Annotated in this window: 16 protein-coding genes; 4 read left to right on the plus strand and 12 right to left on the minus strand. The window is 38.2% G+C overall.

Features of this window, described 5'->3' with window-relative positions:
- Window positions 1–7: 7 nt before the first annotated feature.
- The 4 genes from ACRPLY_RS15355 to ACRPLY_RS15370 all read right to left on the minus strand — a co-directional run bounded on the left by ACRPLY_RS15355 (window position 8) and on the right by ACRPLY_RS15370 (window position 4,254).
- The gene (locus ACRPLY_RS15355) at window positions 8–727 is read right to left on the minus strand and encodes a (Fe-S)-binding protein (protein WP_028414177.1); all 720 of its coding nucleotides are present in this window, start codon (window positions 725–727) and stop codon (window positions 8–10) included.
- 282 nt (window positions 728–1,009) lie between these two features.
- Window positions 1,010–1,840, minus strand: coding sequence for an ammonia-dependent NAD(+) synthetase (gene nadE / locus ACRPLY_RS15360; protein ID WP_028414178.1), 831 nt, complete (start codon window positions 1,838–1,840; stop codon window positions 1,010–1,012).
- Window positions 1,841–1,875: 35 nt separating this feature from the next.
- Window positions 1,876–3,396, minus strand: a complete 1,521-nt coding sequence (locus tag ACRPLY_RS15365; protein ID WP_154973303.1) for a nicotinate phosphoribosyltransferase — start codon at window positions 3,394–3,396, stop codon at window positions 1,876–1,878.
- 138 nt (window positions 3,397–3,534) lie between these two features.
- On the minus strand, window positions 3,535–4,254 hold the full coding sequence (locus ACRPLY_RS15370; RefSeq protein ID WP_028414180.1) for a FadR/GntR family transcriptional regulator: 720 nt from the start codon (window positions 4,252–4,254) through the stop codon (window positions 3,535–3,537).
- A 193-nt stretch (window positions 4,255–4,447) separates the two neighbouring features.
- Here ACRPLY_RS15370 and ACRPLY_RS15375 point away from each other — a divergent pair, with 193 nt between their 5' ends.
- The gene (locus ACRPLY_RS15375) at window positions 4,448–6,217 is read left to right on the plus strand and encodes a B12-binding domain-containing radical SAM protein (protein WP_028414181.1); all 1,770 of its coding nucleotides are present in this window, start codon (window positions 4,448–4,450) and stop codon (window positions 6,215–6,217) included.
- 27 nt (window positions 6,218–6,244) lie between these two features.
- Here the strand turns inward: ACRPLY_RS15375 and ACRPLY_RS15380 are convergent, their stop codons facing one another.
- From ACRPLY_RS15380 to phaR, 7 genes are all read right to left on the minus strand, one after another.
- A complete protein-coding gene (locus ACRPLY_RS15380) occupies window positions 6,245–6,418 on the minus strand; it encodes a hypothetical protein (RefSeq protein ID WP_014461091.1) in 174 nt (57 codons plus the stop codon).
- Window positions 6,419–6,420: 2 nt separating this feature from the next.
- Window positions 6,421–6,579 carry a hypothetical protein gene (locus ACRPLY_RS15385; RefSeq protein WP_025749458.1) on the minus strand — a complete coding sequence of 53 codons (159 nt, stop codon included), beginning with the start codon at window positions 6,577–6,579 and terminating at the stop codon, window positions 6,421–6,423.
- 364 nt (window positions 6,580–6,943) lie between these two features.
- Window positions 6,944–8,299: a TrkH family potassium uptake protein gene (locus ACRPLY_RS15390; RefSeq protein WP_432231937.1), complete on the minus strand. Its 1,356-nt coding sequence runs from the start codon at window positions 8,297–8,299 to the stop codon at window positions 6,944–6,946.
- Between the two features lie 243 nt (window positions 8,300–8,542).
- The gene (locus ACRPLY_RS15395; protein WP_081732889.1) at window positions 8,543–8,731 is read right to left on the minus strand and encodes a hypothetical protein; all 189 of its coding nucleotides are present in this window, start codon (window positions 8,729–8,731) and stop codon (window positions 8,543–8,545) included.
- Window positions 8,732–8,851: 120 nt separating this feature from the next.
- A complete protein-coding gene (locus tag ACRPLY_RS15400; RefSeq protein ID WP_013055939.1) occupies window positions 8,852–9,940 on the minus strand; it encodes a class III poly(R)-hydroxyalkanoic acid synthase subunit PhaC in 1,089 nt (362 codons plus the stop codon).
- A 76-nt stretch (window positions 9,941–10,016) separates the two neighbouring features.
- Window positions 10,017–10,760: an acetoacetyl-CoA reductase gene (gene phbB / locus ACRPLY_RS15405; RefSeq protein ID WP_014461095.1), complete on the minus strand. Its 744-nt coding sequence runs from the start codon at window positions 10,758–10,760 to the stop codon at window positions 10,017–10,019.
- 81 nt (window positions 10,761–10,841) lie between these two features.
- On the minus strand, window positions 10,842–11,441 hold the full coding sequence (phaR, locus tag ACRPLY_RS15410) for a polyhydroxyalkanoic acid synthase subunit PhaR (RefSeq protein ID WP_028414183.1): 600 nt from the start codon (window positions 11,439–11,441) through the stop codon (window positions 10,842–10,844).
- Between the two features lie 392 nt (window positions 11,442–11,833).
- Here phaR and phaQ point away from each other — a divergent pair, with 392 nt between their 5' ends.
- The 3 genes from phaQ to ACRPLY_RS15425 all read left to right on the plus strand — a co-directional run bounded on the left by phaQ (window position 11,834) and on the right by ACRPLY_RS15425 (window position 13,300).
- Window positions 11,834–12,274, plus strand: coding sequence for a poly-beta-hydroxybutyrate-responsive repressor (gene phaQ, locus ACRPLY_RS15415; RefSeq protein WP_013055935.1), 441 nt, complete (start codon window positions 11,834–11,836; stop codon window positions 12,272–12,274).
- A gap of 172 nt (window positions 12,275–12,446) precedes the next feature.
- Entirely contained in the window at window positions 12,447–12,959 is a 513-nt protein-coding gene (phaP, locus tag ACRPLY_RS15420; RefSeq protein WP_014461097.1) for a polyhydroxyalkanoic acid inclusion protein PhaP, read from the plus strand.
- 143 nt (window positions 12,960–13,102) lie between these two features.
- Entirely contained in the window at window positions 13,103–13,300 is a 198-nt protein-coding gene (locus ACRPLY_RS15425; protein WP_013055933.1) for an alpha/beta-type small acid-soluble spore protein, read from the plus strand.
- A gap of 52 nt (window positions 13,301–13,352) precedes the next feature.
- On the opposite strand, the gene sigI is transcribed toward ACRPLY_RS15425, so the two are convergent.
- Complete coding sequence (gene sigI / locus ACRPLY_RS15430) at window positions 13,353–14,063, minus strand: RNA polymerase sigma factor SigI (RefSeq protein WP_432231938.1); 711 nt, start codon at window positions 14,061–14,063, stop codon at window positions 13,353–13,355.
- Window positions 14,064–14,423 lie beyond the last annotated feature (360 nt).

Here is a 14,423-nt window from a genome sequence, read left to right on the forward strand (position 1 = left end):
CCTTTCTTTACATTCTGCTATTTAACACTTCAGCGATATGCATCACTTTTACAGGCTGTCCTTTTCGTTCAATTCTTCCTCCAATATTCATAAGACAGCCGCAGTCAGCTCCAATTAAGTACTCCGCGTTTGTTTTAGCTATACAGCCCACTTTTTCATCGACCATTTGTTCAGAGATTTGCCCCATCTTAACCGAAAACGTCCCGCCAAATCCGCAGCAGTTATGACTGTTTTCAAGATTCTCCATTTCAAGACCCTTTACATTGTTTAATAGTGTAAAAGGTTCTTTTTTTACGTTTAGCAAACGCGTCATATGACAGGAAGAATGATAAGTGGCTTTCCCATTTAAGCTGGCTCCCACGTCTTCTACTTTTAAAACGTTTACAATAAAATCCGTTAGCTCATACGTTTTATCAGCAAGCTTCACGGCAGACTCATGCCATGCAGCATCACCTTTAAAAAGATGAGGATACTCTTTAAACATTGTCACACACGAGCCTGATGGAGATACAACGTACTCTGCATGCTCAAACGCTTTTATCATGTTTTTCATTGCTTCTTTTGATTCTTTTACGTAACCGCTGTTATACGCAGGCTGCCCGCAGCATACTTGACTCTTTGGAAAATCCACTTCGCATCCTAATCGTTCTAACAATTCTACCGTCGCTTTTCCTACATTTGTTTGAAACATATCAATCAAACATGTGGCAAATAAAGATACTTTCATCATTTGCTCCCTCCAAGCTGATCATTTTACTTCTTTTAGTTAACAGGTCATCAGATGACTTAATGCTATTATACTCCTATGTTTTTCTAATTTCACTAGTTTTTCAAAAATACATTTCTTTGTTTGATATTTTTCCCACAAAATAATAAGAAATTGAGACACGTGAAACCTACGTTTGCCCTATTATTAAAAAAATCCGAACGAATTTGATTCTCCATCAAGAATCAAAACCGTTCGGATCTTCCTTCAACTAAACTACGTTTGTCTCAGCTTCTTACTTATTTATTTCCAAAAATCATCAAACACTGTGATTGGCAATTGGCGTTTATGCTGCGTTTTTAAGAAGTGACCTTCAATGACGTTACTTGCATGTTCACCTACATCTTTGCCTTCTAAATAATCGTCGATTTGCTCATACGTTACGCCAAGCGCTTCTTCATCCGGAAGCTGTGGACGATCTTCTTCCAAATCAGCCGTTGGTTTTTTCATATATAGATGCTCGGGACAGCCTAATTCTTTTAGCATTTGTTTCCCTTGTCGCTTGTTTAGACGGAAGATAGGCACTAAGTCAGCTCCTCCGTCACCAAATTTTGTATAAAATCCTGTAACAGCTTCAGCGGAGTGATCCGTTCCAAGTACGACTCCACTGTACATGCCTGCTACCGTATATTGCGCAATCATTCGTTCACGTGCTTTTACATTTCCTTTGTTGAAGTCGGAAACTTTATCATCTGCCGCTTCTTCAACAGCAGAAAGCATCGCATCTACTGCTGGTTTTACATTAATAGAAATAGATTTTGTTGGTTGAATAAAAGCAAGTGCATCTTGACAGTCTGCTTCATCTGCCTGCACACCGTATGGAAGACGAACAGCAATAAACTGATAGCGCTCTTCTTCGGCTTCTTCATTCAACTCATTAACCGCTAGCTGCGCCAGCTTTCCAGTTAACGTAGAATCTTGGCCGCCGGAAATACCTAGTACAAACGAACGTAAAAAAGGATATTTGTTCATGTAGGATTTCAGAAAATCAACGCTGCGGCGAATTTCTTCCGCGGGATTAATTTCTTTTTGCACATGCATTTCTTCAATAATTTGCTTTTGTAGCTCTTTCATAAAAAAACTCTCCTCTCATTACTAGCCGACGGAATCTACACAAGTACGGTATCAGATAGTAACTTGCTTCTAGTCTCTTCGATATTTTGCATTTTGTTATCCCAGCAGTTTGTACTTAAGTCTACTGGATACTCTGTAGGACGAAATACATCTTCGTTCGATTTTGTAATAACTTTGTAGTCATCCCATAGATGCTTTAAGTTTTGTAAGCAGTAGGCTCTCATTTCTTCAATGGTAGGCTGCTCATACACAAGCTTTCCCTGTGCAAAGATTGGCTGGTGAATTTTACGTGCGTTAAAGTTCGTGACAAACTTGCTGACGTGCGTATGAATAGGATGAAACATTTTTAAATGCTGCTCTTCATTCGGAACTTCGTCTTGCATCGTAATATAATCGCCTTCCCATTTGTGATTCACTTGATTTACAATTCGATATACTTCTTTTAGACCAGGAGTTGAAATTTTCTCCGGGTTTTCTGACAGCTTAATCGTATCCACCATGTTTCCATGATCATCTTCAATCGAAACCAGCTTGTACACCGCTCCTAGCGCTGGCTGATCAAAGGACGTCATGAGCTTTGTTCCAACTCCCCATCCATCAATTTTGGCACCTTGCGCTTTCAAATCTAGAATGCTGTACTCATCAAGGTCATTCGAAGCGAAAATTTTCACATCATGATAGCCCGCTTCATCAAGCATTTTTCTTGCCTCTTGAGAAAGATATGGAAGTCTTCCGCTGTCTAATCGAATACCGATAAAATTAATTTGTTCTCCCATTTCTTTTGCTACTTTAATAGCATTTGGAATACCTGATTTTAACGTATTATATGTATCTACTAAAAAGATACAGTTACGGTGTGATTCGGCATATTTTTTAAACGCACTATATTCATCACGATAGACTTGAACAAGCGCGTGGGCGTGAGTGCCGGACACGGGAATTCCAAACACTTTTCCCGCTCTTACATTACTGGTTGCGTCAAAGCCTCCAATATAAGCAGCTCTTGCCCCGTAAAAAGCAGCATCCAGCTCATGTGCTCTTCTTGAACCAAATTCCATAAGCTGATTTGTACCCGTATGTTCATATAAATTATCTTCTCCCGCGGCTAAGCGAATACGCGATGCTTTTGTGGCAATCAGCGGATGGAAATTTAAAATATTTAAAAGCGGCGTTTCAATAAGCTGCGCTTCTGCTAAAGGAGCGTCAATTTGCAGCATCGGTTCATTAGCAAAAATCATTTCGCCTTCTACGACCGAACGAATATTACCGCTAAATCGAACCTGTTTTAGATAGTCGATAAACTCCGCTTCATAATGTAATTCTTCATATAAATAATCTAAGTCCGTTTCGCTAAATCTGAAATTAGCAATAAAATCAATTACTCTTTCTAGCCCGGCAAACACCGCATAACCGCTTTCAAACGGCATCCGACGAAAGTAAGCTTCAAATACAGAACGACGTTTATGAATCTGGTCTTGAAAATACGTATGCGCCATATTCAGCTCGTATAGATCTGTATGCAAAGCTAGACTATCATCTCTATATTGCTTTTTCATACTTTGTAACCCTCCATTTGACAATCCTAGTTTCTATTATGTAAATCTTTTCACAATAGAGCAAGCATAAATTATCGGAAGGTGCTTGAATTTTAGTTTTTCTGTTGTTTAGAGCGCACTTTTCTGCCTGAAATGGCGTTATTTTTCTTCCGGTATGTATTTCATTAGTACATGTTCAACATTATCAAGGTGACTCATCATAAAATGCTGAGCATCTTCTGCATGCTGAGAAAGAATAGCTTCATAAATTTGCTGATGCTCTTTATAAATCCGTTCAGCCGTTTTCTCTTCTGCATAAAGCCAGATGCGTCTTGTCTCTTTCATCGTTTCAATCATCATTTCTGATACGTTATTCATAAGCTTCACTAAAAGAGGGTTTTGTGAGGCTTTGGCAATGGCTAAATGAAAAGCAAAATCTGCTTTCTCTCCCAGTTCTTCATTGCCAAACGCTCCTTTCATTTGTTCCAGACTATTAGACAGTTGTTTAAGGTCCGCATCCGTTCTCTTTTGAGCTGCCGCTCGAACAGCTCCAATTTCTAATACTTTTCTCACTTCAAGCAAATGCTCAATATCGTTTTTATTCATTAATACAGCGCTAGTTACAGGCAAAGACAGCATATCTGAGTTAAATTCGCGTACAAATGTGCCTTCTCCTTGCTTCATCTCCAGAAGCCCCATCGCCCGCAAAGCGCTAAGAGCTTCACGAATAGCTGAGCGTCCTACCTGAAAGTTTTCCGCCAGCTGCTGCACTGAATCCAAACGGTCTCCAGGCTTCAAGCTGCCTTCTTTTATATTCTCAAGAAGCGTTTCGGCTACTTCTTCGTATATTTTTTTTGGCTTAATTCGCTTATATTCCACGTTTTCCACCTCATTTTTTTCGTTCACCAAGGTTCACATTAACCGAGACTCTTTCTTCTTTTACGTTTCTGTTACATTTTACCGAAATCTTTTCCCCGCCACAACAAAAGTGCAAAGGTATTTATACTTTATTTCTCAAATGTGCTAAAATAGTAAATTGATTTCATATTACGAGTTAAAAGGAGCTTTTTGAATGAACATTGTTGTCAGTACATTGAATGCGAAGTATATTCATACTTCTTTAGCCCTTCGATGTTTAAAAGCCTATGCCGAGCCTGACTATAAAGTGGATATGGCCGAATATACGATTAAAGATCCTGCTATGAACATTGTTACGGATTTATATAAACGCAACCCAGATATTATTGGTTTCAGCTGTTACATTTGGAATATTGAAGAAACGATTAAAGTCGCACAAATGCTTAAAAAGATCAATCCTGAGCTCATCATTATATTCGGTGGACCAGAAGTAACCTATGATGTAACTCACTGGTTAGAGCGTATTCCTGAAGCTGACTTTATCGCTATTGGTGAAGGTGAAGAAACATTCAAGCAGCTGTTAGATGAACTTCACGGCGAGCGTCAGTTTGAAAACGTAAGCGGCGTGGCTTTCCGAAAAGAAGGAAAACCAGTTGTTAACCCACAGCGCAATAAAATTGATCTGCGCGAAATGCCTTCTCCTTTCCGTTTTGAAGAAGACCGCCAAGAACTTTCAAAACGCGTTGTGTATATTGAAACAAGCCGCGGCTGTCCGTTTAGCTGTCAGTTCTGTCTCTCTTCTATTGAAGTAGGCGTTCGTTATTTCGACCGAGAAAAAGTAAAAGAAGATATTCGCTATTTGATGGATAACGGAGCCCGCACAATTAAGTTCGTAGACCGCACGTTCAACATCAGCCGCAGCTACGCCATGGAAATGTTCCAATTTTTAATTGATGAACATCGTGAAGGTACCGTATTTCAGTTTGAAATTACTGCCGATATTATGCGCCCAGAAGTTATTCAGTTCTTAAACGATAACGCGCCAAAAGGATTATTCCGCTTTGAAATTGGCGTTCAATCTACAAATGATGCCGTTAATGAGCTAGTCAAACGCAAACAAAACTTCAAAAAATTAACGCGTACCGTAACAATGGTAAAAGAAGGCGGAAAGATCGACCAGCATTTAGATTTAATCGCCGGACTGCCAGACGAAGATTACAACTCATTTAAAAATACGTTTAATGATGTATTTGCACTTCGTCCTGAAGAGCTTCAGCTAGGCTTTTTAAAAATGCTTCGCGGCACTGGCTTACGTTTAAGTGCGCCTCGCTATAATTATCAATACATGGATCAGTCGCCTTATGAAATTTTAAGCAATAACGTCTTGCCATTTTCAGATGTCGTACGCATCAAGCATGTAGAAGATATTTTAGAAAAGTTTTGGAATGACCACCGAATGGATGAAACGATCGAGTTTTTAGTAGAACACTGCTATGATACGCCTTTTGATTTTTTCCAAAACTTTGGGACGTATTGGGATGAAATGGGCTGGGTTCGAATCGGTCATCAGCTTGAAGATTTATTCAGACGCCTTAAACAGTATATTCAAACAGAAAGTTTTTCAAATGAAGAAGTAATTGAAGGGTTTATGAAAATTGATTATTTACAAAACCAAAAGCATAAGCCTCGTAAGCCTTGGTGGGACGATAAAGTAGAAAAACAAGTCCGCTCTCATTACTATCAGCAAATGCTTGCTAATCCTTCTATCATGGGACAGGCTTTTGAAGCTGAACAGCTTGCTGAAAAAGAATTATACAAGCACACTGTTTTAGAGATTCTTCCATTTGATTATATGTATTATAAACAAACAGGACAAATCAATGAACAACCATCTGTTCTTCTTGCTTATTATGATCAAAAAGCAAATGATACAAAACTTTATTCAGCACCTGTAGAAGCATTTGGTCTTCCAGTTGTAAGCTAAAACCTCGGATATCCGAGGTTTTTTTCTTTAGCATTCTTTTTTCTTTTCATGCTCTTTATCAGACTTTGTCTTTCCAAGGGATTCATATATTTTAGCTGCGTTCGGATCGCCCATTTCCGTTCCAAACTCTTCTTGCAGTAATTGTTTTTGTTTTGCTTCGGTGCTCGCGATGTGCTTATTATTTTGTTTATGTTTGCTCATCGTTACTTACCTTGCTTTCCTTTTTTAGAATTGCGATTCGCGCCTTTAGCCGGCTCCTCGCCGCCAGCATATTCAGCAGCAAATTCTGCATCTGAAAGGCTCTCTTTTGGTGTATTGTTGTTAGTTAGTGCTGATTTGTACCCTACTTTACGCTTTGCCATCATCTATCCCTCCTATGCTTGGAAGTCCATTGAACTTCCTTTTCTTAGAATGCGCCTTTTGCTAAGCAATATAAGCAGAAAAAGCTGTAAAAAAGCGGTTGAAACATAACAAAATCACTTTACTCTAAATACGAACAACTAGGATAAATGCGTTGAACCGCTTGTGACACCGCTGTTGATTTCCGTGCAAGGCTTCGCTTTCCGCGGGCGGTCGATAAGCCTCGCCCTCCCATCAACAGCTAGAAGCAGCTACATGAAACCTACGTTCACCATCATAATAAAAAGATCCGAACGAGTTAGATTCTTAATCAAGAAACAAACTCGTTCGGATCTTCCAACTAACATATTTTTGTCCCAGCCTCTTTTATCCAATAATAATACGTTCTTTCGGATAGTGATAATCCGGTCCAGACGTTGGACGGCGAAGCATTAAAATGAATGAAAACATGCCAATTCGGCCAATGAACATTAAAATCATAATAACGCATTTACCGATATCAGAAAGCCCTCCTGTAATTCCCATTGATAAACCGGTTGTCCCAAAAGCTGAACACACTTCAAAAATAAGCTCAATGAGAGAAAAATGTTCTGTAACACTTAAAGTAAGAAGAGAAATCGAGCAAATGATCACGGCTAACATCGACACGGCTACTGATTTGATAATGTCATCTTCATGAATTTCGCGGCGAAAGATTTTAATCGTCTTATTTCCTCTTACGTAATAAAACAGGAAAAGAATATTTAATGCAAACGTCGTCGTACGAATTCCTCCCCCTACTGAGCTCGGTGAAGCCCCGATAAACATCATCGCGCTCATCATAATTAACGTAGGAAGGGAAAACTCATTAATATTCATGGTCGCCACTCCTCCGCTCCTTGTGGCAGCGGATTGGAAAAACGCATAAAAAAACGATTCATCCCAAGACTTATCTGCTAAAAACCCTGAATGCTCTAGCACAAGAATTAAAATTGTTCCCCCTGCTAACAGCAGAAAAAACATAATGCTCGTCAGCTTCGTAAATAGAGAAAATTGAAATTTACGCTTCTCTTTAAACGTTAAAAAATAGTGCTTAATCTCAATTAATACAGGGAATCCAATCGCTCCAAGCGTAATTAAAATAACGGTTACCACTTGTACAAAATAATCGTGGGCGTAAGGAATAAATGAAGTTCCTGTAATATCGAAGCCGGCATTTGTTGTAGCGCTGACAGAAGCAAAGAAACCATGCAGAAACGCATCTGTCCAGCTCGAATAGTAACGGAGAAAATGTAATCCTAAAATAATGGCACCAACTAGTTCAATAGCAAAAATAATAAATAAAATATTTCTCATCAAGTCAACTAATCCTGATAAACGGGATTGGTTATGATCTGTCATAATGAGCTGACGTTCCTTTAAACCAATTTTTTTACCTAAAATCATCCAAATGAATGTACTGAGTGTCATCACACCAATACCACCGATTTGAAAGATAAAAGCGAGCAAAAAATAGCCCGTCGTACTAAATGTATCCGGAGTAGAAACAGGTGTCAGCCCTGTTACACTTACCGCACTAACGGCAATAAATAAGCGATCAATAAATGCTAACTTCACTCCCGGCTTTAAAGCTTCTGGAATACTAAGCAATAGAAATCCAAGCGTAACAGCCACTATGTAAAATGTAACAATAATTTGAGCTGAAGACATCTGCCTTACTCGTCGTTTCCATGGTTGCGGCATAATCTGACATTCCTTTTTTTGTTATAATACTAATAGTTTTCTTCTTTCTTCCCAAAGCATACTCATTGTTACACGAATCGCAATATCCATGTAAAAAATCCCATGTTCAAGAAGGTGACTACATTAGTATAAAAGAAGTCACCTCACTTGTCATTAGATATCATAAATCCAAGCAGCCGCATAAAGAACCTTCACTCAATATTGTCTGTTTATACAAAAAAGCGAGGTCAAGACATAATTAAATTAATCTAATCTAAAGACAAATAAATGGGATACATGAGCTCGTATGGACACTTGAGACACCGCTGGTGATTTCCGTGCAAGACTTCGCTTTCCGCGGGCGGACGCTGAGCCTCCTCGTCGCTTACGCTCCTGCGGGGTCTCACCTGTTCCGCTTTTCCCGCAGGAGTCTTCGCCTTGCCCTCCAATCACCAGCTAGAAGCAACTGCATACTTGAAACCTGCGTTCACCATAACAAAAAACGAACCACTGATATCAGTGGTTCGTTTTTTACTTCGGCTAAAATACTTTTGTGCCAGCCTCGTTTTTATTTTATTTAGAGCGCTTTTCTAGCCAATCGCCGATTGAAGGATATGTTTCCTTTACTGCTTTTGGACCAAATACAACAGATACGTGACCTGTTTGCAGTAATTTATATTCTTTATCTTCACTTGAAACAGCGTCCATTAAAGCTGCCACTTGATGCGGCATCGCAATATGATCACGGCTAGCAGCAATGTTTAAAATATTAGCTTTAATATTTTTCAAATCTACTTTGCGTCCGCGAACTTCAAGTTCACCATTGATTAATTTGTTTTGTTGATAGAAGTCGCGAATCCACTGACGATAAGCTTCACCAGCAAATGGGATTCCGTCAGCAACCCACTTTTGCATGAGCTTCCAGCTTTCAACAAAGCGCTGATTTTCCGAACGATCCACCAGCGTTACATACGGACCGTAAAAATTTGTGATTGGCTTTAGCATCTTGTTTCCAAAGTCAATCATCTCTGGAGGGATGTTTCCGAATGTATCTACTGCTTTATCTAAATTAAAGTAGCGGTCGTCTAGGAATGCCCCGTATAAACCTGTATCCGAGAAATCAAATGGACTTGTCATAAAAATTAAGTTTTTAATCGGCAAGTCTTCATTTAATGCAGCAAAAATAGATGTCATAGTTCCGCCCATGCAGTAACCAAGAACAGACAAATCAGGAGACTTAGAAGTGCGCAGCACCTTTTTCGCCGCTTTTGGAATATAATCCACAATATAATCATCTAGCTTCATATTGCTGTCTTCAAGTCCAGGAGTTCCCCAGTCAAGTAAATACACGTCAAAACCGCGGTTTAATAAGTATTCAACAAGGCTGTTCCCAGGTGTCAAATCCAAAATATACGGTTTATTGATCAGTGCATATACGAGTAAAATTGGTGTTTTATGAAGGTTATCTTTTACTGGCGTATAGCGATATAATTTCGCTTTGTTCTTTTTCCAAATAACCTCTTTTGGTGTTAATCCAACTTCCGGTTCCGCTTCTGTTGTCATAATTTCATATGCACGCTTAAAACGTCTTGCAGAACTTTTATATTCACTTGGCATTGATTTGATTAATTTTTCCCACTCTTGCACGTAAGGAATTGCCACGAATATACACACCCTTTCATTTCATTAGTAGTTAGTTAACAAGCACAGCCCCGACAAAAGTCAGGGCCAGCATCTATTACATGTATAAGCCGCCGTTAATGTTTAACTGTTGTCCTGTAATGTACGCGCCGTCTTTTGCTAAGTAAACAACTCCGCGTGCAATTTCTTCAGCGTGGCCTAAGCGACGAGTTGGAATTTTCGCAACAACTTTTGCACGTACTTCTTCCGGCATTGCCATTACCATTTCCGTTTCAATAAATCCTGGGCAAATTGCATTAACTGTTACGCCTGACTTAGCTAGTTCAAGAGCTAATGATTTAGTGAATCCTAGCATACCTGCTTTAGCAGCTGAGTAGTTTGTTTGACCAAATCCGCCCGCTTGACCAATAATTGATGAAATATTGATAACACGACCGCCTTCAGATTCTAAAAGATGCGTTAGCGCAGCTGATGTTGTGTTGTATACGCTATGTAAGTTTACATCAATTACTTTTTTCCAATCTTCTTCGCCTAACTTCTTGAATGAACGGTCACGCGTAATTCCAGCATTGTTTACTAGAATGTCCAATTGACCAAACGCAGCTTTTGTTTCTTCGATTAGGTGTTTTGCTTGATCTACATAAGACACGTCAGCTTGAACCGCAATAGCTTCGCCGCCGTTGTCTTTAATTTCTTTTACAATTGCTTCTGCAGATTCTTTACTGCTGTTATAGTTTACTGCTACTTTTACTCCATTAGAAGCAAGCTCACGTGTAATTGCTGCCCCGATACCTTTAGATCCGCCTGTTACGATTGCTACTTTACCTTGTAATGTTGTCATGAAAAATTTCCCCCTTGCTTCTTCAGCGATGATTTTTACTGTAAATACAGCAGTTAATGTTGTTTTAAAATCCCCTATGCCCTACTTGCGAGCCGGTTGCTCAGTTTTTTGAGCGTTTGATGGTTTTGCTTCAGCTTTAGCTTCTGCCTTTGGCTTTTCAGCTAATTTTTCTTGTTTTTCTAACAGCTGAGCCTGAAGCTGCTCACCTTGAGTTTTAATTTGTTGTTGAATCGTTTCTTTTAACTCGTCTTGTGTTTTTTGCTGCCCTTCAAGAAGAGATAAAACTTTGTCGAGTTTTTTGTCTAATGATTTGACATCAGATTTCAGCTTAGTTACATCTTTTTTCAAAGCGGATGCACTTTCTTGCTGTGCTTCTAATTCATCAAAACGATCATCAAATTGCTCTTCTAATAATTCTACTTTTTCTTCCACATTGATGACTAATGACGCAACGTTTGCTACATCTTCTTTTGTGGGTACATTTACTTGGTGCAGATAGCGCCCCGTTACTTCATTTACTGCTTGTTGATATTGAAGGTTCATATTTAGCACATTTCCCATGAGCTGGGAAAATTCTTCACGATTCATATTGTCCCCAATAACTTTACCCCAGTAAGATTCGGTTTTGTCATATACGTCTTTCCATGCTTGAAACGGATCAAATACTTTTTGCTGTTCCAAAACTCCATCTCCTTTCTTGTGTACGTTAAAAGTGATGGCTTTCAATATGGACACTTAATGTGACAAGCGACATATTAGAAGCTCTAAGTAAACGCAACCAATTTTGCGTTTATTTATTGGATAATGTAAATCTTTTCACAATTCACTTACCAACAAATTATAAATGTTATAAAAATTACCTACATGTACTATTATAAATTCGTTTTCCAAAATAAACAATTCTAAATCTTTGTTTATTTTTGAATTTTTTTGACGCTTTTTGTCGAAATTCAAAAAATCGTTCTTTTTTCCTGTATTTGAAAGACCTGTTTTAAAGTGTTGACAATTTTTTCATCTAGGTGTAAATTACACATATAGAAAACAAATTCTCTTTTTTCGAAGGGGTGATTACCTTGGGATCAAGTGAAAAAGATAACACCTCTAATTCAAACAACTTAGAAAAATCGATTAGCGGTGCACCAAAAAACTTGATGGTTCCTTTTCTTCTTTTAAGTTTAAGAGGTTGGAATCTACATGGTTACAAGCTCATTCAGCAACTAATGAGCTTTGGATTCACATCAGTTGATCAAGGAAATGTCTACCGCACGCTGAGACAGCTTGAAAAAGACAACTTGATTACATCGCAATGGGATACGTCAGCTGAAGGACCTGCACGCCGGATTTACTCATTAACAGATGCCGGTGAACAATATTTAAGCATGTGGGCTAATTCACTTGAACAGTATCAAAACATGTTAGATTCATTTTTTCACATGTATACCGACATGTTGTTCCCTTTTAGCTCTTCTTCTTCTAAAAAGTCAAAAGAATCAAAAGAGGAAGAAAACGATTAAAGGGATTCACGCAGTACATCTGCGTTTCCTAATATAATGTTAAATAAATTTCACGGTCAACCAGCGAGCGCGGAATGTTAGGTTTATTACACAACTACGAATTTCTTCTTTAACGTTTTGTTCATTACGATAACTGTTCGCCAGACCAAATTATTCAAGGAGGAATTTGATTATGTCAACAGTAAAGTATGATACAGTAATTGATGCAATGTGGGAACAATGGACAAAGGGGTTACAAAACATTGCAGACGGAAACAAACAAATTGAGCAATGGACGTTAAAAGCACTTGAGCAACAGCAAGAATTTGTAACAAAAGCAGTTGAACAACTTCAAGCAACAGACAAACAGTGGAAAGCTGAATTAGAAGATCTTCAACAAAAAACAGTTGAAAACTTACGTAAAACAGCTGGTAACGCTGTTGCCGATTCTTATGAAGAATGGACAAACCGCACGCATGAAGCATTAAATAAATTACAAGAGCTTTCTCTTAACCAAAGCAAATCAAGCTATTCTTTAGTAAAGCAAGCTCAAGAACAATATCATCAAGTAGTAACACAATTAGTAGAAGAGCAAAAGAAAACGCGTCAAGAGTTCCAACACGTATCTGATGCATACGTAGAGCAAGTAAAATCTCTTCAAAAATCATTTGCTCAGTCTCTTGAGCAATATGCAGTTGTAAAATAATATATAAAAAAGCCCAGCTTCTTTGAAAGCTGGGCTTTTTTATACTTTCTTGCAAACCATTACCAGTATGCAAAATAGTAAACAGCAAATAATACAGGTACAGCAGTGAACTGCTGTACAACTAAAAAAGGAGATGACTAATCATGGCTAGAACAAATAAACTATTAACACCAGGAGTAGAACAATTTTTAGATCAATATAAATACGAAATCGCTCAAGAATTTGGGGTAACTCTAGGTTCTGACACTGCTGCACGCAGCAACGGTTCAGTAGGCGGAGAAATCACAAAACGCTTGGTGCAACAAGCTCAAGCTCACTTAAGCGGCAGCACACAAAAATAAAACATAACTTCATAACATGGCTAAAAAAAAGGCACCTGCGTGTGCCTTTTTCTTACATAATATAGTCTTTTAAATACACGTAATCCCCCGCTAATATAATAACCATTGCGATGATATATTTCCGGTTTCTTTCAATTGTTTTCCGGCTCACTTTGACATTTTTTTCAATCAAGCGAATGGGAAGCTGCCGCTTTAAAAACAGCTTATCTTTTAATTCTTTTTCATTGACGATAAAAGATGCAACTTCCACTGCGTTTCCCCTTGCATCCTTATGTTTAGGAGACGTGTTAATAATGTCTTCAAGAGTTAATTTAAACAGTTCCAGCGTCTGACAAAAATAAGTCATTTCCTCTTGAATATATGAAGTTTCACTTTGCCTTTTATAGTTAGAAAGCGATATATCCCTTTCTACCTTACCTTGCATAAAACCTTCATTGTCAATTCGGCTATAGAGCAGCGTTTGGTTTCGCTTTTCTTTTCGAATATAGTCGATGACTCTTCTTTTAATAATCAGTTCCGCAAATGCAAGAAGGGATCTTCCTTTTTGGATTGTGTAATTTTCAATGGCTTCATTAAACGCAATCAGACCAATGCTAAATTCATCGTCAGCTTCACTTATATAACGTTTACATACAGCTGAAACAACTTTAGCAATAAACGGTTTATATTGTTGAATCATTTCGTTATGTAATTGTTTATCCCCTTGCTGAATCGTCAGTACAAGCGTTTCAAGCGATGGAGGCGTTTGAACTTTTGTGAGCATTGGCTTCACCTCTTTTACTATACTCAGTTGCTTTATACCATGTTAATATCCATTCTTTTGATGACGAACAGGGTCAAGAAGCGCTCTGCTCCTTTTAATTTCTCTTTATTATAACCCATAATAGCTCAATTTTACCAATTAACATACATTTGAAATATATGTTTATGAACTGAAATAAACTTCATTGAACTGAATTATCCAACGCTGCTTCCGTTCTTTACAGAATATGAACGAAAAAGCAAAACATTCGGATATACAGTAATTAAACATCAGTTAGTTCTTTTACCCTTTCTCAAAACAATTTAAACTAGGTATTTTATCTTAATATACAAAAAAACGCGCATTAAAAGCGCGTTTTTT

Origin of the sequence: Priestia sp. TGN 0903, from assembly GCF_050846855.1 — a bacterium.
Classification (GTDB): domain Bacteria; phylum Bacillota; class Bacilli; order Bacillales; family Bacillaceae_H; genus Priestia; species Priestia zanthoxyli.